The sequence below is a fragment of the Gemmatimonadaceae bacterium genome, assembly GCA_036003045.1.
In the GTDB taxonomy this organism is placed as follows: domain Bacteria; phylum Gemmatimonadota; class Gemmatimonadetes; order Gemmatimonadales; family Gemmatimonadaceae; genus JAQBQB01.
Genome location: DASYSS010000010.1, coordinates 13,373 through 31,114, shown reverse-complemented (window position 1 = coordinate 31,114; position 17,742 = coordinate 13,373). Strand labels below are relative to the sequence as shown.

Below are 17,742 nucleotides of genomic sequence, written 5' to 3'. Positions count from 1 at the left end.
CGCATGCCTCGAGGCATCGCGAGCCCCGGAAGCCCGCCGGTCTATCGCACGAAGCGGACGCGCGGGGCGTTCGCGACGTACAATGTCAGCGTATCTCCCGACAGCCCGAAGCTGGTGGACGCGTTGAGCGCCGTCGTAAAGCGCACTTCTTGATCGTTGGCCGCGGAGTCCAGACACGCCATCTGCGTCACCGCCAGCGCGCCGAAGGCCAGCGAGGATCCGTTTGAGGTACACGGCCCGGTAAAGCGGTTGCAGCCTGTCGATCCCGCGACTCGACTGCTATCCGGGAAAAACTGTATCGACGGGCGCCGAGCGGTGTCGGCCGGGTTGCCGGGCGGCCGTCAATGGTGAGCGCGTAAAACTCGCCCGCGGTAAGGCGGAGGCGGCCACGGCCTGATTGCCAGCCGTGCAGCCCGCCACCGCGACCACCGCTACAAAGATTTGCCAACCCCGCAACCGCATTCTCATGGCCCTCAAGAAGTGAATGAGCGATCTGCATCGCCCAGGCCGCCGGATCCACCGCCGAGGCGACCGCGTTCAAGGTGAGGTCTCCCCCCCCGCGACGTCGACGGCGCCCTTCGTCCCGTCGTAGATTCTGGGCGCCATGTACTCCAGGATTCTTGGCGCATGCCTTGTCGCGGCCGCCTGCAGCAGTCGCGCGCCCGAGCCGGCGACCGTTCTCCTGTTCAATGGAAGCGGCGCGTCCGCGGGTGACGTCACGGCAGTGGAGAGGATTCTTCAGGACGCGCATCTCAGCTATGCGATGGCGAGCTCCCGGCAGCTCGACGCCATGACCGCCGCGAATCTGCGCGCATATCGATTGTTGATCGTCCCCGGCGGCAACTTCGAGCGGATCGGTAACAGTCTGACACCGGCCGCCGCAGCGCACGTGCGCGACGCGGTGCAAGGTGGCTTGAACTACCTCGGCATTTGCGCCGGCGCGTTCTTCGCCGGGAATTCTCCGTACAACGGACTCAATCTCACGTCCGGCGTCCGATTCCCCTTCTTTGCCGCCGAAGCTCGCGGTGTTCGCAAAGCATCGGTACAAATAGACGTCGCCGGTTCGACGCCGCTGGAGCAGTATTGGGAAGACGGCCCCCAACTCACCGGCTGGGGTGACGTCGTCGCCAAGTACGCCGACGGCACGCCGGCCATCGCGCAGGGCAGCTTCGGAAACGGATGGGTGATCCTCTTGGGAACGCATCCCGAAGCGCCGGATAGCTGGCGCAACGCGCTTGGCTTCACCACGTCGGGCGCGGCGTCGAGAGCCTTTGCCGTCACGCTGACTACCGCCGCGCTCAACGCGACTCGGTTGCAGCATTATTAGCCGCCGAGCTTGCGGTCAGGTTTTGATGAGAACGAGGACGGGGATCGCCTCGGGAATTCCGTGAAGGCGGCGCGCCGGCGCATCGAGATTGTCGGCAGCGTAAACAGTTCGCATGCCGAATGGGGCGAACCGGCTCGGGAGATCGTCGATTCCGTAATCTCGATACGTCTCGTTGCTCTCCCGCGGGTGCTCGAACGTCCGTCCCTCCTTCAAGCCCATCGTGGCGAGCACCATTCCGCCGGGCGTCAGCACGCGCGCCATTTCCCGAACGACGGGCTTGTCGTCCGGCACGCAGTTGAGCACGTGGTTCATGACGAAGAGGTCGCACGACGCATCGGGCAGGTCGAGCTTCATTAGATCGAGATTCAGATCCGCCCACCCCTGCTTGGGATATGAGCTGGTCTGATACGCTTTGCAGTACGGCTCGATGGACGAGACGAGCGGCCTTTCCGGGGCGAAGTGAATCGCTCTGCCGGGTTGGCGCGGGAGCGACTTGAGAAAGCCCGGATAGAAGGAAGACAGAGCCCGATGCCGCTCCATCGCTCCGCACGAGGGACACTGGGCGTCCCCACGCGAGTATTCGACGAACGCGATGGTGCGGAAGCGCGTGCCCGCCCACTGGCAACACGGGCATCGCCGTGTGCGAAGGAATGGCACTGCCCGCTCCCCGGCCGAGAGCGCGCGATTGACCAAGCGGGCGGCCGCTCTTCGCATCTTCAACAATCCGACTTCTCACCGACGCGGTCAACCCCGGACTCGCGCCGGCCGCCCGGTGACGTCAGGGCCGCTCACCGGACTCCGACGGGCTTCGTGTTTCCACTCCCATCGTCCGCCGATGGGGCATTGACGAACGGTTTCCGGGATCACACTGTCTCACCTATCGTCTATCGATGGGAGACACGGTGGCAGCGACAAATCCGGCGGAGCTCCTTCCCGGCACGCTCGACATGTTGGTCCTGCGAACGCTCGTCCGCGGGCCCGAGCACGGGTACGGCATCGCCGAGCGAGTGAAGGAACTGTCGCACGACGTGTTGCAGGTCGGGGAGAGCTCCCTCTACCCCGCCCTGCAACGCCTTCTCCTCGACGGCTGCGTTCGGGCGGAGTGGGGGACGTCGGAGAACAACCGTCGCGCGCGATACTACACGCTCACGCAAGCCGGTAGAAAGCAGCTCGCCGCCGAGCGCAAGAAGTTCGACCGCGTCGTGACGGCGATCCAAGCCGTTCTCGAATTCGCTTGAGAGGGAGGACGTCATCGCCATGCGCCTGCTGAGACGAATCGCCTATCTGCTTCGCCGGTCCAACAACGCCCGCGACATCGCCGACGAAATGGAGTTCCACCGCACGATGATCCAAGACCGGCTGGTGAAACAGGGGATGCGGCCGGACGACGCGCGCGATGCCGCACGCCGCACGATGGGAAACGAGACGTACATGCGCGAGGAATCGCGAGGCGTGTGGCTCCGGCCGTCGCTCGAGGCGGTATGGCAAGACGCGACGCACACCCTGCGCGCGCTTCGGCGCGCTCCCACCTTCGCCATCGGCGTGACGCTCACGCTCGGCCTCGGCATCGGCGCGAACTCGGCGATGTTCTCCCTCGTCGACCGCCTGCTCTTCCGGCCGCCGGCGCGACTGATCCATCCGTCGTCCGTGCACCGCGTGTACCTCTACCGAACCTCGCGCGGCATCGAGGCGGAACGGGGCGGCCAGTACGCGCGGTACAAGGATCTCGCGACGTACTCGACACAAGTCTCGGTCGCCGCGTTCTCGCGCAAGTCGCTCGCCATCGGGGTCGGCCAAGACACGCGCATGGAGCCGGTCGCCGTGGTGAGCGCCAACTTCTTCGGATTCTTCGACGCGCCGCCCGTCATCGGCCGCTATTTCACACTGACCGAGGATTCGCCGGAGCAGCTAGCACCCGTGGCGGTGCTGAGCTACTACGCCTGGAAGACGGACTTCGGCGGACGCGCGAATGTCATCGGCTCTGTCGTCCAGATCGATGCGGCGCCGTATACGGTCATCGGCGTGACGCCCGATCGGTTCGTCGGCGTTTGGCAGTTTCTTCCGCCGGTCGCATACGTCCCCGTGTCTACCTATGCGTCCACGCGGCCGCCAAAGAACTGGGCGACGACGTACGGCACCGCGATCGGATTGGAGTTGCTGGCGCGGCGAAACCCTGGCGTCACCGTGAGCGCCGCGACCGCGGATCTGACGAATGCGCTTCGCCGTAGCTACCAGAGACAGTATGACGGGAACGCGCCGTTGAGCGAGCTTCGCCCACGGGCGCTTGCCGCGTCGGTGTTGGCCGAGCGTGGGCCAGACGCGTCAAACACCACCCCCGCGGCGAAATGGCTGAGCGGCGTGACGATCATCGTGCTGTTGATCGCGTGCGCGAACGTGGTAAACCTCATGCTGGCCCGCGCCATGCGTCGGAAGCGCGAGACGGCGGTGCGGATCGCGCTCGGGGTCAGTGGGCGCCGGCTCCTCGCGCGATCGCTCACCGAAGGCATGGTGCTGGCGGCACTCGGCGGCGCGGCGGGGATCGTCGTCGCGATATGGGCGAGCGGCGTGCTGAGCGCGGCGTTTCTTCCTGGCACGGACCGCCCGTCAGTGCTCGGCGATTGGCGGACGCTGAGCTTCGCCGCGCTCATCACGATCTTCGCCGGCGTGGTCGCGGGCCTGGCGTCGCTCACGCAAATCCGGCGCGGCGATCTGATCGGTGACCTCAAATCCGGCGCTCGCGACGGCGGACATCGGCGAAGCAGGTTGAGGACGGCGCTGCTGCTGGTTCAGAGCGCACTCTCCGTCGTCCTGCTCGTGGGCGCGGGACTGTTCGTTCAGAGCTTGCGAAACGTGCACGACGTGCGCATTGGGTTCGACGCGGATTCGGTCCTTCAGGTCAAGGTGAACATCCGTGATGCGCGCGTCGACAGCGCGGCGAAAACGACGTTGCGCCTGCGACTACTCGACGCCGCCTTGAGCGTACCGGGTGCGACCCACGCGACGCTGCAGGAATCGATACCGTTCGGCGGCATGTCGTCGTATCCCGTTTTCGTGGCCGGCATCGATTCCACCGACCTGCTTGGCGAATTCGACTTCAACACCGTTTCGTCGGACTATTTCACGACGATGGGCACGCGGATTCTCCGCGGACGAGGGATTACGAGTGCCGACATCGATGGCGCGCCCCTCGTGACGGTCGTCGGGCAGTCCATGGCACGCGTGCTTTGGCCGGGGCAGGACCCGATCGGTAAGTGCATGCGCGTCGGGTTGATCGACACGGTGCCGTGCCGGTACGTCGTCGGCGTGGCGGAGGACATCCACTCGCAGTCGATCGAGCCCGAGTCCAAGCTCTATTTCTATTACATGCCGGCTGCGCAGTGGCAGCCGCAGGTCGGCGGCCTGTTCGTGCGCAGCTCGAACGCGAAACAGCTCGCTGAACCGCTGCGAAAGCGCCTCCAACAGGAGATGCCGGGCGCGTCGTACGTCACCGTCGGACGCCTCGGCGATTTCGTGGATGCCCAGATGCGACCGTGGGTCATAGGCGCCACTCTGTTCACGGCGTTCGGGGCGCTCGCGCTCATCCTCGCCGCGGTGGGACTCTACAGCGTGATCGCGTACAACGTCACGCAGCGTCAACATGAACTCGGCGTTCGGCTCGCGCTCGGCGCGGGGCAATCGCGCGTGGTGCGCCTCGTCGTGACGGAAGGGGTGCGCGTCGCCACAGCCGGTGTGGTAGTCGGAGGTGCGATCGCGCTCGTCGCGGGGCGTTGGGTCGAACCACTGCTCTTTGACCAGGGACCGAGAGATCCGCGCGTGTTCGGCGTCGTGGTGACGACAATGCTTGTCGTGGCCGCGGCGGCAAGCCTGATTCCCGCGGCTCGCGCCGCGCGGCTCGATCCGAAGACGGCGTTGCAGTCGGACTAGCAGCTCAGAAGGCGCAAGGGGCTCCCGGTGGCTGACGAGATCGGCTGAACGTAGCTTCACCGCGTCGATCCACTCCGCCTACAGGACGCTGCACATGACCTGGTTCCGGATTCAAAGTGCGCTGGCGGCCGGCACGTTTCTGTCGGCGATCGCGACGGGCGTGTTCGCGCAGGCGCCGTCCGACTACGGGCCCGTGAGCGCCGACGTCTCCGAGATACCGTATCCGTATGCCGTTTCGACATTGTCGTTCGTGCTCTACGGAAAGGACGTCCGCATGGCATATATGGATGTGAGGCCCACGGGCCCGCCGCGCGGACTAGAAGCGGCTCAGGGTGCGTGCTTGCCAGAGCGACCGGTGTAGACTCCCGTCAGTTCTGTCCGGTCTTCATGCCCATTTCAAATCCATATCGACGATCGGAAGCGTTCGTACGCGCTTCCCCGTCGCGGCGAAGATCGCGTTGCACACGGCCGGTGCCGCCGCCGGCAGGCCCGGCTCGCCCAGCCCCGTCGGCGGAGCGACTGATTTGATGAAATGAACCTCGACGAGCTTCGGTGCATGGTTCATCCGCAGCATCGGATACTCGTCGAAGTTCGTCTGCGCGGCGGCGCCGTGCTCGATCGTGACCTTTTGGAACCACGCCGCGCCGATGCCGTCGATCATCGCGCCCTGGACCTGCGCTTCGGCCGCGCTGAGGTTGATGATCGTCCCGGCGTCCACGGCGGCCGTGAGCTTTTTCACCGTGAGTTGGCCGTCACGAGTCACGGACACGTCGGCGACGATCGCGACGTATGCGTTGTTCGTGTGCGTGATCGCGAAGCCCAGCCCCTCGCCGCGCGGACGTGGCGAGCCCCACCCGGCCTTTTCCGTCGCGAGCTTGAGAACCGTCGTCATCTTCGCCGGGTCGAACCCGCGCCCGCCGGCCGCGGGGTTCGGCGCGGGAACCGCGCTGATCAAGTCGAGCGTGAACGCGACTGGGTCGCGGCCAGCCGCGTGAGCGAGTTCGTCGACGAAACACTGCGTCGCCCAGACGTTCCCGTTGTCGCCGGGAGCACGCCAGAATCCGGTGGGAATGCCAGGCGGCAGTTTGCTCGACTGCACCTGTGAACCCGGGATCGCGATAAACGGGAATCCGCCGGCGCTCATGTCGCCGGGACCGCCCTGCATTTTCACGAACGCGTCGTGCAGCGCGACGACCTTGCCGCCACCGTCGAGACCGGCCGTGAAGTAGTGCCAGCCGTTCGAGCGATAGTTGTCGTGCCCGAAGTCGTGCTCGCGCTTCCACATCAGCTTGACCGGCGTGCCCTCCAGCCGCTTGGCGATCGCCGCCGCTTCGATCGAGAACTCGTTGCTGCCCCGGCGACCGAACCCGCCGCCGAGTCGGGTGATGTGAACGATGACGTCTTTCGGCGCGAGGCCGAGTCCGCGGGTGACGAGACCTTGGCCACTCGCGGGAATTTGAGTCGGCGTCCACATCTCCATGACGCCGTTCTTGAACACCGCCGTGCAGTTCTGCGGCTCGAGCGTCGCGTGCGCGAGAAACGGGTAGTGATACGCGGCTTCGACTGCCTTCGCGCCAGCCGGTAGCGGCGCCGGCGGAGTCGCTTTCGCGAGTTGATCCGCCTGGCGCGCCATCTCCGCACTGCTTTGTGCGGCGACGGGCCCCTCGTCCCACTGAACCTTCAGCGCGTCGGTCGCGCTGAACGCGTTCCACGTCGTGTCGGCGACGATGGCGACGCCGGGCGTCAAAGTCTCGATGCCGTCGAGGATGAACGCATCGCGCACGCCGAGCCGACTCTTCACTTCATCCAGGTTGGCGCTTTTCGGTTTTCCGCCGAAGACGGGACACTTCGTGTACGTCGCGAAGAGCATTCCCGGCAGCTTCACGTCGATGCCGAAGAGTGGCGCGCCCGTGACGACTTTCTGATTGTCGACGCCGGGAACGCGCGTGCCGAGCAGCTTGAAGTCTTTTGGGTCTTTGAGCGGCGCGTTCTCGGGAGGAGTTAGCGTTGCGGCCTTCGCCACGAGATCGCCGTACCTGGCGCGTCGCTTCGACGCGGCATGAATGACCGCGCTTCGCTCCGTCGTGCACTCGCTCTCCGGCACGCCCCACGTCTGCGCGGCGGCGGCGACGAGCATGGCGCGGGCGGTCGCGCCGGCTCGACGGAGCGGCGTGTAGTTGCCGACCGTCGATCCGCTGCCGACGGACGCCTGGCGGCCATACGCCGAATTCAAATCGCCCTGCACGATCGTCACATCTTCCCACGCGACGTCGAGCTCCTCGGCGACAATCATGGGAAGCCCGGTCTTGATGCCCTGCCCCATCTCGGAGTTCGGCGCGATGATCGACACCGCTCCGTTCGGCGCGATGCTGATGAACACGTTCGGCGCGAAGGTCTCCGCGATCGGGGCGCTCTCCGCGTAGGCGACGGATTCTCCGAAGCGGAGATACGCGCCGAACAACAGGCCGCCCCCCGCGAGCGCGCTGACCTTGATGAACTCTCGTCGGTCGACTGCCGGCGGCGATGACTTGCGAAGCGGTTTCATTCGCGGCCTCCCTTGTCCGATATGCCGGAGGCGGCCAACTCGGCGGCGCGCTTGATACCGGCCCGCATGCGAGTGTACGACGCGCAGCGGCAAAGATTGCCCGCCATCGTCTTGTCGATTTCGGCGTCGCTCGGCCGCGGATCTTGTTTGAGCAGCGAGGCCGCCGTCATGAGCTGGCCGGACTGGCAGTAGCCGCATTGCGGAACATCCAGCTCGACCCACGCCCGCTGGAGCGGATGCTTACCGTCCGGCGAAAGGCCTTCTATGGTAGTGATGGCTGCCCGGCCCACCTCGGAGACCGGCGTCTGGCACGCCCGCCGAGGCGAACCGTCGACGTGAATCGTGCACGCGCCGCACTCGCCGATTCCGCAGCCGTACTTGGTGCCGACCAGGCCCAAGGAGTCGCGGAGCACCCAGAGCATCGGTGTGTCCGGCGCCACGTCGACCGTTTTCGACTGCCCGTTGACGCTGAGAGTGTACTTGCTCATCCGTGCCCCTTTGGCGGGTTCTTCTAGCACGTTGATACCAGTGACGATGGAGCGCAAGCGTCGCCCCCAATGGCTGGAACCAAACGCGCCTCGTTTCCGTAGGGACCTGGCGAGGGCGATCCAGTCCTCGATGGCAGCAACATTCCACAGCCAGCGGTGCCGGTTGGAGGCATGCGATGCGCGTTCTTTGGACACTCCTCAAGGTCATCATCGGGCTCGCCATCACGATCCCGGTTGCGCTTCTTGCGCTGGCGCTGACCGCCGGCCTCGTCGGTACCCTTTTCGCCCTTCTCGTGATCGCCTTCAAGCTGGCGATCGTCGGGGTGATCGGGTACGGGGTTTATCGTTTCGCGCGCGCTATCTTCGCGCCGTCCCACACATCGCGCCCCGCGCCGATTCGCGAGTTCCCGCCGGCGGCGGCTCCGGATCCCTACTATGACGCGGCTTTGAGGGAGCTCGACACAGAGCTGGGCGTCCGGCCGCGCGGCTGACCCAGTAGTCGTCGGCTAATCACGGCGCGACGTACAGGTCTGTCCGAACGGCACCTCCGCCAAGGTGCTCGCGCAGCGTGAGCGTGAGCTGACGCCCGTCCAGTCGGAACAACCTACGAGTGCACCGACGGCAAGGGCGATCAGGATTCGTGATTTCACGGGCGGCTATGATGGGCGTGCGGCCTACTGAGGCGCTACGACGTCAAAGGTTAAACAGCTGCTGACAACCTAGCCGTCGACGCAGGCTGGTGCGGTCGTTGCGGGAGATGCATTTCTCCTCGCTCACGGACTACTTGCACCTGGAGTGCCAGCATGAACCGCCGCCTCACTCGCGTGGTCGCTTGCACGGCCGCGATACTCGCAATCCCTGTGACGACGAGCGCTCAGCGCACAATCGCGGGCCTCGATGCCGCGGCGATGGATACGGCGGTGCGCCCGGGGAACGACTTCTACAAATACGCGAACGGCAACTGGGATCGCGCGACCAAGATCCCGCCGGAGCGGAGCAGCTTCGGTTCCTTCGATATCGCTGCGAAGCGGGCTGAAGCGAACGTGATCGAGATCGTGCATCGCGCGGCCGCGGTACACACCGCAGACGGAACCGATGAGCGCAAGGAAGCTGACTTCTATCACGCCTATCTCGACACGGCGGCGATCGCGACGCGGGGGACTTCGCCGATCCGGCCGCTGCTCGACAGTATCGCCGCGATCTCGAGCAGAGCGGCGCTCGCGCATTTCATCGGTGCGCATCTCCGGGCCGACGTCGACCCGATCAACAACACGAATCTGCACACGGACAATCCGTTCGGGCTCTGGGTCGCTCAGGACTTCAACCACCCGGGACGCAACGCGGCGTATCTGCTTCAGGGCGGCGTCGCGATGCCCGACCGGAGCTATTACCTCGACACGTCGCCGGCGATGCTCGCGATGCGGGTCGCGTATCGCGCGCACGTCGAGAAAATGCTCACACTCGCCGGCATTGCGAGCGCGCGGGCGAACGCCGACTCGCTGATCGCGCTCGAAACGCGAATCGCCCGCGTGCACTGGAAGGTCGAGGACAGCGAGGACCCGGTGAAGGGCAACAACCACTGGGCGCGCGCCGATTTTGCGCGCAAGGCGCCGGGGCTCGATTGGAACGAGTTCTTTGCCGCGGCCGGACTGGCCAATGAGGATTCGCTCGTCGCCTGGCAGCCGAGCGCCATTACCGGGATCGCCGCGCTCGCGGGAAATCAAGCGCTCGCATCGTGGAAGGCCTTGCTCACTTATCACGCGATCGAGGATCATGCTGCCGTGCTGCCGGCCTCGTTCGATCGCGAGTCCTTCGCATTCTTCGGCAAGACCTTGAACGGCACCGAGGAGCAGGAGTCGCGCGATCGGCGCGCCGTGGCCGCGACGAGTGACGCGCTCGGTTTCGTCGTCGGCAAGGCATACGTCGACCGATACTTTCCGCCGGCAGCCAAGGCGAACGCGCAGAATATGGTGGCGGGCCTCATTCGCGCGTTCGAGCATCGCATCGACGCGCTCGCCTGGATGGCGCCGTCGACCAAGGCGGAGGCAAAAGCCAAGCTTCAGACGCTTCGCGTCGGCATCGGCTATCCGGACCAATGGCCGAGTTATGCCGCGCTGGTCGTGTCTCCGACGGATGCATACGGCAACGCGGATCGGGTCGAACGCTTTCAGTTCTCCCGCAGCATCGCCGATCTTCGCAAGCCCGTGGATCCGAACATGTGGGTCATGACGCCGCAGACGGTGAACGCGGTCAACATGCCGGCGATGAACGCGCTCAACTTTCCGGCGGCGGTCCTCCAACCGCCCTTTTTCGACGCGGAGCGGGCCGACGCGATGAACTACGGCGGCATCGGCGCGGTGATCGGACATGAGATCAGCCACAGCTTCGACAATCTCGGTGCCGCGTTCGATGCCAAGGGCCTGATGCGCAACTGGTGGACGCCGTCGGATTTCGCGCACTTCAAGAGCTCGACGCACGCGTTGGCGCTTCAGTACGGCGCGTACCATCCCTTCCCCGACCTGGCGATCAACGGACAACAGACGCTGAGCGAGAACATCGCGGATCTCGCCGGCATCACCGCCGCATACGACGCGTTCCATGCCTCGCTCGCCGCGAAGTCGGCGCCGGCGGTGGGCGGCCTCACGGGGGATCAGCAGCTCTTTTTGAGCTTCGCGCAGATCTGGCGGACGAAGTTCCGCGATCCCGCCCTGCGGCGGCAGTTGCTGACGAACGGGCACTCGCCGGGACCGTGGCGTGCGCTCACGGTGCGCAATCTCGACCCGTGGTATCCGGCCTTCAACGTGAAGGCGGGAGAGAAGCTGTACCTCGCGCCGGCGGATCGCGTGCGGATTTGGTGACAGAGTGTCACCAGGCCGAAGCGCCGCCTAACGCTCCGGTGTGATGAGCGCGACGAACGGGGGATAGCGGCGAAGTGGGTCGAGAACAGGCGAAACGTGCCAGGCGAACATAGGCTGGCCGCGCGCGACCGCCTGCCGAAGGAGTTGCGTCGCCCGCTCCGAGTCGCCGAGGTGGGCGATGATCGCCGCCTGCGCGAACGTATTGCCGCCGAACATCCATCGGCGATCGAGGGCTCCGAGCGAGTCGGCGGTGTGCGCCGCGGCGATGCGATCGTGGCTGCGCAGGAACCGCGTGACGGCGAGATACGCGGGCGCCTGGAACCACGGATCGGGCTGCGCCCGGGCGAAGTACGTCTCGGCCGAATCGAGCCCGCCGAGTAGAAAGAACGCGAGACCGTGACGGAACGCGCGAATGCTTGGCTCCTGCTTCATCGGATGCGCTGAACACCACGCGAGCGCCAGCCGCGCAATCTCCTCGGCTGAGCGCGGATCGCCATGCGCGCGCACCTCGAGTGCGCCGTCCAACACGCCGACGAGAGACGGGCCGACGGAGTCGGTCTCGCCACGAAGCACTGTATCCGCGAGCGCGATGGCGCGCGCGCCGTTCCGCAGGCCAGCCAACGGACTGAGCTCCTGAACGAGCATGTCCCGATTGTCGGGGAACGCTCGACGCCCGCGCTCGAGTGTCGCCAATTCTTCGTCGTAGCGGCCGGCCTCGTGGAGGGCGATCGAGAGCGCGACCCGTTGCAACCCCGCCCCCGCGGCGGTCATCGCGCTGTCCGCGAGCTGGAGCGCCGGGATCGCGAGACGCGGTCTCAGGAGGTAGACAGCGTCAAACCCGACAAGGGAAAGCCAGACGCCGTCGGAATCACGTGCGGCGCTCCCCTGCGCCGCTCGCAGCGCCGCCTCGAGGTCGCCGCGCATCGCCGCCTCGAGCCAATCGAATCGGTAGCGGTCGGTCGGCGTCAACCGCGGGCGCAGCCAACGAGTTCGCTGCACCAAAGAGTCGGCGGCCTCATACTGGCCGGTGCTCACGAACGCGCTCCCGAGCCAGAGGTACGGCTGCGTGAACGTCGAGTCGAGCGCGATCGCGCGCTCGAAATACGGAATCGACCCGGCATTGTCGGCGTGGCGGAGGATCAGCTCGAGGCCGCGAAGATACTCGACGTAGGCCGCATACGTCGGGGGCCGCGTGCCGGCCAAAAGACGGCGCACGGACGACGCTTCTGCAGCAAGCTCGGCGAGCAGCCGCTCGCGCACGGCTTCGATCGCGACCATCGGATCGGCCACCGGACCAGACGCAGGATCGAGAGTGCTTATGATGCGCCCCGTGCGCGCCTCCGTGAGTTGAACGTCGAGCAGGAGCGAGTCGCGGCGACGGACCACGCTTCCCGAAACGAGCAGCCCCGCACCGGTCTTGCTCGCGAGCCGCTGTACGCGTTCGGCATAGGAGCCCTTCGCGTCGCCCAACGCGGCAGCGGCCATGGCGGATGACACGACGCTCAGTGACTCCGTCTGCGTGAGACCTTGTGTCAGCCAGTCCGCCGCGATGCGACCGACGTTGTCGAGTGAGGGATCGCCGGTGAGGTTTTCGAATGGCGCGACGGCGAGCCGGCGCTCCACGATCCGCGCCCCGTGGGATCGCTCCCATAGACCGAGCGCAGTGATGCCGATCGCTGCGACGACCGCGACGCCAACCGTCGTCCGACGCGACAAGCCGAGCAGCCGCGCGACCCGTGCCTTGCCGTGGCTCGCCGCCGGCCGCGAACCAAGCGCATCGAGCGCGTCGACGACTGCCGTTGCCGTCGCGGGACGGTCGGCGGCGTCCTTCGCCAGCAATCGCATGATCAACTCGTCGACCCCGGCCGGCACGTCTGCGCGGCGAGTCACGATCGGCTGAGGCGGGGCACTCATATGCTGGGCGAGAACCTGACGCAACGATCCGCTGAATGGCGTTCGCCCGCAGAGCATCTCGTAGGCAGTGCATCCGAGCGCGTACAGATCAGCCCTGGCGTCGACGTCGGTTTCGCCCGCCGCCTGCTCCGGCGCCATGTACGCCGGCGTGCCGAGCGCGATACCCACCGCGGTGAGCGTCGCCTCCACCGTCGCCGCGCTCACAGCCTTGGCGACACCGAAGTCGGTGACGACTGCGTGGTTCGCCGAGATGAGAACGTTGTCGGGCTTGATGTCGCGGTGCACCAATCCGCGCGCGTGCGCATAGGCCAGCGCGTCGGCGACTTCGCGCAGGATGCGAACCGTCTCGGTGACCGAGAGTTCGCCCTCGCGCTCTAGCTTCGTACGGAGCGACTCACCTTCGACCATCGGCATCGTGTAGTAGAGAATGTCGCCCGCGGTGCCGGCGGTCAGCAGCGGCACGATGTGCGGGTGCTGGAGGCGCGCAGCCATCTGAATCTCGCGACGGAAGCGCTCCGCGCTCACCGCGGCGGCTGTCTCCGGGGGAAGCACCTTCACCACGACTTGCCGGTGAAGCGCGATTTCTTCAGCGACGAAGACGCGAGCCATACCACCGCCACCGAGCTCTCCCTGAAGAGCGTAGGTGGCGCCCAACGAGGCTCGCAGCCGGTCGCGGAGCTCGTTGCGTGCGGCGGGAGATTGCGCGGGATCGTTGGCGTCAGGGCGCCATGCGTCACCCGACGGTGCGTTCATCGGCTGCCTACATCGAGTCGGTATTCGATGGTGCGCGCCAGGCGCTTTGCGACGTCGCTGAGCCGCTCAACGGCTTCATCGAGCGCTCGGAAGGTCGGAATCGGGAGCCGAGTCATGGCCGGGTCGCGAATGTAGACCGCGTCCGAGAATCGAGCAAGCAAAATGCGCGCAGCGCCGAGAGTCGATTCTCCCTTCGAGCGCTCTCTCGCTTACTCCGGGAGGTCCTCGCCATCGTGACGCGCGTTCCTGGCGGTCTCCTCGACGCGGCCGCTGAATTCCATTTATTTCAGCGATCCGCTTCGAGTAAGAGGCCCCAATGGCAAGCCCCGTCCGCGCACGGCGAGTGTTGTTCGCGGTCGCATTTCTGTGCGCCGCATCCGGCACTTCGGTCGGCGCCCAGCACGAAGCGCACAGCTCGTCGGCGCTGGACTCGACGGCCGCCCGATTCGGAAGCGTCTCCTTCGCGAACTCCGGCGCCGCCTCCGCCCAGCCCGCGTTCCTGCGCGGTCTCGCGCTCCTGCACAACTTCGAGTACGACGGAGCCGCCTCGGCATTTCGCGACGCGCAACAGCGTGATCCCGGGTTCGCGATGGCGTACTGGGGCGAGGCGATGACGTACAACCACGGCATCTGGCGCGAACAGGATTCCGTCAAGGCTCGCGCAGTTCTCGCGCGACTCGGCGCCACGCCATCCGAACGTCTCGCGAAAGCCAAGACTCAACGCGAGAAGGATTACCTTGGCACACTCGACATCCTGTACTTCGGCCCCGGCACCAAGAACGGCCGAGACTCGGCGTACGCCGTCGAGACGGGCCGAGTGGCGAAGCGCTACGCCGACGACGCCGACGCTCAGCTCTTTTATTCCCTCGCCTTACTGTCGCTCTTCCCTCGCACCGATTCGACGTATCTCCGCGCCGCGAAGATCGCCGAGGGAATCATGCGCGATCACCCGGGCCATCCCGGCGCGCTGCACTACGTGATTCACGCGTACGACGACCCGGCGCATGCCGCTCAGGGGCTCGCCGCGGCGCGCGCATACTCGAAGGTGGCGCCGGACGCTCCGCACGCGCAGCACATGACGTCTCATATCTTCGTCGCGCTGGGCATGTGGGACGACGTGATCGCCGCGAATGAAGCGTCGATTCGAACGGTCGCGAAAACGGCGAACGCATCGATCGCACCGGTGCTCGGGTGCGGGCACGCGGGTATTTGGCTTCACTACGCGTACCTGCAAGCGGGCCGGCTCGCGGACGCCCGGCGGCTCTCCTCAGCGTGCCAGGAGCGCGCTGCGAAGTCCGTGGGTGCCGCGAGCGGGTATGCCGAGATGCGCTTGCAGTACCTCGTCGACGTCGAGCAGGCCGATCCTAGTCTCACGCCGATCGCTGACGTCTCGAAGATGCCGCAGTTCGTCGATCTCACCCAATCGTACGCGACGGCCTACGACGATCTCCGACGCGGCGACACGTCGTCGACGAACGCACTGATGGCTCATTTGCACACCCAAACCGCCGCCATAAGTGGCACCGAGATGGCGGTGATGATGCCCGAGATGATCGGCCAGGCCAGCGTCGTCGAGATGGAGCTCCGCGCCATGGCGAATTCACGCCGCGGAAGAACCGGTGAGGCTATCGCGGAATTGAGCAGGGCCGCCGCGCTGGAAGACTCGCTTCCGTATGAGTTCGGTCCGCCGCCGATCGAGAAGCCGTCACACGAACTGCTAGGCGAGATGCTGCTCGCGGCCGGACGCCCACGCGACGCGCGTCGCGAATTCGAGACCGCGCTCAAGCGAACGCCTGGTCGCTCGCTCGTGCTGCTCGGTCTAGCGCGTGCATGTCGTTCAATGGGCGACGACCCCGCGGCAACGAGCGCATATCGCCGACTGGCCGCGAATTGGAAGAACGCGGACTCGACGATCGCCGCCGTGCGGGAGGTTCGCGCAGGGGCGAAGTAGCGCTGCGGCTCCGTCAGTCGCTCGCTGGTTGCATCACGACCGAAAGCGTCTGCGTGTCCGCGAGATCACCACAACAACCCACTGTCTTGCCCGTGGCCGTGAAGCTCAGAACGCTCGACTGATAGCCCGGCGCATTGAGCGTGACATGATAGTCCCCCGGTGCGCCGTAGATCGTGCAGACGTCTTTGCCACCGGGGCCCTGGCTGCACGAAGTATCCGGCCCCGTTAGAACCGGTCCGGTGACCGTCATCGTGAGTCCCACGATTCCGGCCGGCGCGTTGCTCGCGGTGACGGAAATCTCGGCGGGCGTGGAGAGCGCGCATTGAGTGACGCATACCGTATCGCTGTTGCACGCAACCACGCAGCACGTGAGGGCGAGCCGCCAGGCGGTGAGGCCGCGCGGTCGAGCGATCCGATTCATCGCCATCGTCTCCCGATTGACTGAACGCCGACGTCCCATGTCGGCTTAACCTGTTCGTTCTGGCGCACGTCACCTTCGCACTGTCGAGCTTGATTTGGTAGTCATTGCGCGGCCGCGATGCCTCGGAGGCGTAAACGCAACTGTGCCAGATCGGCCGCGGACAAATAGCGGCCGTCCGCCACGACGCCGGCGATCGTTCGTGTGTTCTTGATGTCGGTGAGTGGATTCCCGGTCAGCAGCACGAGATCCGCGACGCGCCCAACTTCCACCGTGCCGTAGTCGCTGCGCTTGTTCCAGAAGAGCGCCGGATTGATCGTCGCCGTTTGCAGCGCCTCGAGCGGCGTGAACCCTGCCGCGACGAAGCGCTCGAGCTCGAGATGCAGGCTGAATCCTGGCAGCACGTCCACGCCGGCGGGCGTGTCCGTCCCGGCGAGAAACGGGACTTTCGCCGCGTGGAGTTTGCGAACGATGTCCAGCTCGTGCGCGACGAACGTCGCGCGCACCGGCAGCGTGTCGCTCGCGAGACCCTTGCGGATCGACGCGCGCGACTTTGGCCATGACGCGATCCAGCTCTTCGCGGCGAACGCGATGTCGGGATCCTTCATCACCTGCACCGTGTCGACCAACCACTGCCCGCGCTCCCAGAACAACGTCGGACACTGCCACACGTTCGCGGCCGCGATCTGCTTGATGATGGCGGCTTCGCGCGCCGGATCGTAGGTGGCGAGAAATCGACTCGGCCGTTTGGTGCCGCCGTCGTACTTGTCAACGATGTACTTGTCTTCGTCCGGCGAGCTGGCCTCGAAGATCCCGATCAGGTGCTCGAACGTTCGCTGGCCGGCGGTAATCGCTTCCGACGCGCGAATCGCATCGGGGACGTGACCCTCGAACGGGATGCCGACCTTCTTCGCTTCGTCGGCGATCGCGAAGTAGGCGTCGCGCGGCACGCCGGATTGAATCTTGATGAAGTCCACACCGCGCTGCTTGAGCGAATCGACCGCGCGACGTCCAATCGCCGGCGTGGTGATCTCCATCGACGCCGGGAATGACTCGTGCGGCCCGTCGAGCATCGGCCCGGACACCACCATCCTGGGACCGAGCCGTTTGTGCGCGGCGACGTCGGCGCGCGCGCGCAGGATCGCGTCGAGCGCGCTCCCCATGTCGCGAATGCCCGTCACACCGTTCGCGATGAAGAGCGGCAGAATGAGCTCATTGCCCTGCCCCGCGCTCGATCCGAAGTAGACGTGCGTGTGCATGTCCCACAGGCCGGGAATGACGTACATCCCCTTCGCGTCCACGATCTGGTCGCCCTTTTGGGCAGCCCCCCCACGCGGTGCGGTGCCGACGCTCGCGATGCGGTTTCCGCGAATCACGATCGTCGACGACGGATGCAGTTGGCCGGTCGAGACGTCGACGACGTTCGCGTTCGTGATGCGCAGCGTCTGCGCCGCGGCCTGGCGCATCGGCAGGAGACATGTCAGTACGAGGGCGATTCGGCGCATAGTGCTTGGAATCTGGCCGGTCCCCTGTCCTGCGGCACGGCCTCTGCCCCTATTTGATC

The 17,742-nt window shown here is 66.0% G+C and carries 13 protein-coding genes and 1 pseudogene; 7 read left to right on the top strand and 7 right to left on the bottom strand.

The features are described 5' to 3' along the window. Positions 1-41: 41 nt before the first annotated feature. Positions 42-317: pseudogene (locus VGQ44_01190) on the bottom strand (META domain-containing protein). Positions 318-604: 287 nt separating this feature from the next. Here VGQ44_01190 and VGQ44_01185 point away from each other — a divergent pair. After that, positions 605-1,327: a BPL-N domain-containing protein gene (locus tag VGQ44_01185; GenBank protein HEV8445394.1), complete on the top strand. Its 723-nt coding sequence runs from the start codon at positions 605-607 to the stop codon at positions 1,325-1,327. A 15-nt stretch (positions 1,328-1,342) separates the two neighbouring features. On the opposite strand, the gene VGQ44_01180 is transcribed toward VGQ44_01185, so the two are convergent. Next, positions 1,343-1,984 carry a class I SAM-dependent methyltransferase gene (locus VGQ44_01180; protein ID HEV8445393.1) on the bottom strand — a complete coding sequence of 214 codons (642 nt, stop codon included), beginning with the start codon at positions 1,982-1,984 and terminating at the stop codon, positions 1,343-1,345. A 245-nt stretch (positions 1,985-2,229) separates the two neighbouring features. On the opposite strand from VGQ44_01180, the gene VGQ44_01175 reads away from it, so the two are divergent. The 3 genes from VGQ44_01175 to VGQ44_01165 all read left to right on the top strand — a co-directional run bounded on the left by VGQ44_01175 (position 2,230) and on the right by VGQ44_01165 (position 5,612). Continuing rightward, entirely contained in the window at positions 2,230-2,565 is a 336-nt protein-coding gene (locus VGQ44_01175; GenBank protein HEV8445392.1) for a PadR family transcriptional regulator, read from the top strand. Between the two features lie 19 nt (positions 2,566-2,584). Continuing rightward, positions 2,585-5,251, top strand: coding sequence for an ADOP family duplicated permease (locus tag VGQ44_01170; protein HEV8445391.1), 2,667 nt, complete (start codon positions 2,585-2,587; stop codon positions 5,249-5,251). Between the two features lie 94 nt (positions 5,252-5,345). Then, on the top strand, positions 5,346-5,612 hold the full coding sequence (locus VGQ44_01165) for a hypothetical protein (protein ID HEV8445390.1): 267 nt from the start codon (positions 5,346-5,348) through the stop codon (positions 5,610-5,612). Between the two features lie 24 nt (positions 5,613-5,636). Here the strand turns inward: VGQ44_01165 and VGQ44_01160 are convergent, their stop codons facing one another. Further along, positions 5,637-7,796, bottom strand: coding sequence for a molybdopterin cofactor-binding domain-containing protein (locus VGQ44_01160; GenBank protein HEV8445389.1), 2,160 nt, complete (start codon positions 7,794-7,796; stop codon positions 5,637-5,639). Then, the gene (locus VGQ44_01155; protein HEV8445388.1) at positions 7,793-8,284 is read right to left on the bottom strand and encodes a (2Fe-2S)-binding protein; all 492 of its coding nucleotides are present in this window, start codon (positions 8,282-8,284) and stop codon (positions 7,793-7,795) included. The genes VGQ44_01160 and VGQ44_01155 overlap by 4 nt, the downstream gene beginning before the upstream one ends. 176 nt (positions 8,285-8,460) lie before the next feature. Between VGQ44_01155 and VGQ44_01150 the strand changes: the two genes are divergently transcribed. Together VGQ44_01150 and VGQ44_01145 are read left to right on the top strand one after the other, a co-directional pair. Continuing rightward, complete coding sequence (locus VGQ44_01150; GenBank protein HEV8445387.1) at positions 8,461-8,775, top strand: hypothetical protein; 315 nt, start codon at positions 8,461-8,463, stop codon at positions 8,773-8,775. A gap of 312 nt (positions 8,776-9,087) precedes the next feature. Further along, on the top strand, positions 9,088-11,142 hold the full coding sequence (locus VGQ44_01145) for a M13 family metallopeptidase (protein HEV8445386.1): 2,055 nt from the start codon (positions 9,088-9,090) through the stop codon (positions 11,140-11,142). A 27-nt stretch (positions 11,143-11,169) separates the two neighbouring features. Here VGQ44_01145 and VGQ44_01140 read toward each other — a convergent pair whose 3' ends face one another. Next, positions 11,170-13,809, bottom strand: a complete 2,640-nt coding sequence (locus tag VGQ44_01140) for a serine/threonine-protein kinase (GenBank protein HEV8445385.1) — start codon at positions 13,807-13,809, stop codon at positions 11,170-11,172. A 316-nt stretch (positions 13,810-14,125) separates the two neighbouring features. Between VGQ44_01140 and VGQ44_01135 the strand changes: the two genes are divergently transcribed. Further along, positions 14,126-15,760 carry a tetratricopeptide repeat protein gene (locus VGQ44_01135; protein ID HEV8445384.1) on the top strand — a complete coding sequence of 545 codons (1,635 nt, stop codon included), beginning with the start codon at positions 14,126-14,128 and terminating at the stop codon, positions 15,758-15,760. 13 nt (positions 15,761-15,773) lie between these two features. Here the strand turns inward: VGQ44_01135 and VGQ44_01130 are convergent, their stop codons facing one another. Continuing rightward, positions 15,774-16,181, bottom strand: a complete 408-nt coding sequence (locus VGQ44_01130; GenBank protein ID HEV8445383.1) for a hypothetical protein — start codon at positions 16,179-16,181, stop codon at positions 15,774-15,776. 101 nt (positions 16,182-16,282) lie between these two features. Next, on the bottom strand, positions 16,283-17,683 hold the full coding sequence (locus VGQ44_01125) for an amidohydrolase family protein (protein HEV8445382.1): 1,401 nt from the start codon (positions 17,681-17,683) through the stop codon (positions 16,283-16,285). Positions 17,684-17,742 lie beyond the last annotated feature (59 nt).

Coding starts and splice junctions, on each gene's coding strand:
- VGQ44_01150 (HEV8445387.1), top strand. CDS start 8,461: ATGCGCGTTCTTTGGACACTCCTCAAGGTCATCATCGGGCTCGCCATC.
- VGQ44_01170 (HEV8445391.1), top strand. CDS start 2,585: ATGCGCCTGCTGAGACGAATCGCCTATCTGCTTCGCCGGTCCAACAAC.
- VGQ44_01135 (HEV8445384.1), top strand. CDS start 14,126: ATGGCAAGCCCCGTCCGCGCACGGCGAGTGTTGTTCGCGGTCGCATTT.
- VGQ44_01160 (HEV8445389.1), bottom strand. CDS start 7,796: ATGAAACCGCTTCGCAAGTCATCGCCGCCGGCAGTCGACCGACGAGAG.
- VGQ44_01145 (HEV8445386.1), top strand. CDS start 9,088: ATGAACCGCCGCCTCACTCGCGTGGTCGCTTGCACGGCCGCGATACTC.
- VGQ44_01140 (HEV8445385.1), bottom strand. CDS start 13,809: ATGAACGCACCGTCGGGTGACGCATGGCGCCCTGACGCCAACGATCCC.
- VGQ44_01125 (HEV8445382.1), bottom strand. CDS start 17,683: ATGCGCCGAATCGCCCTCGTACTGACATGTCTCCTGCCGATGCGCCAG.
- VGQ44_01165 (HEV8445390.1), top strand. CDS start 5,346: ATGACCTGGTTCCGGATTCAAAGTGCGCTGGCGGCCGGCACGTTTCTG.
- VGQ44_01185 (HEV8445394.1), top strand. CDS start 605: ATGTACTCCAGGATTCTTGGCGCATGCCTTGTCGCGGCCGCCTGCAGC.
- VGQ44_01130 (HEV8445383.1), bottom strand. CDS start 16,181: ATGAATCGGATCGCTCGACCGCGCGGCCTCACCGCCTGGCGGCTCGCC.
- VGQ44_01155 (HEV8445388.1), bottom strand. CDS start 8,284: ATGAGCAAGTACACTCTCAGCGTCAACGGGCAGTCGAAAACGGTCGAC.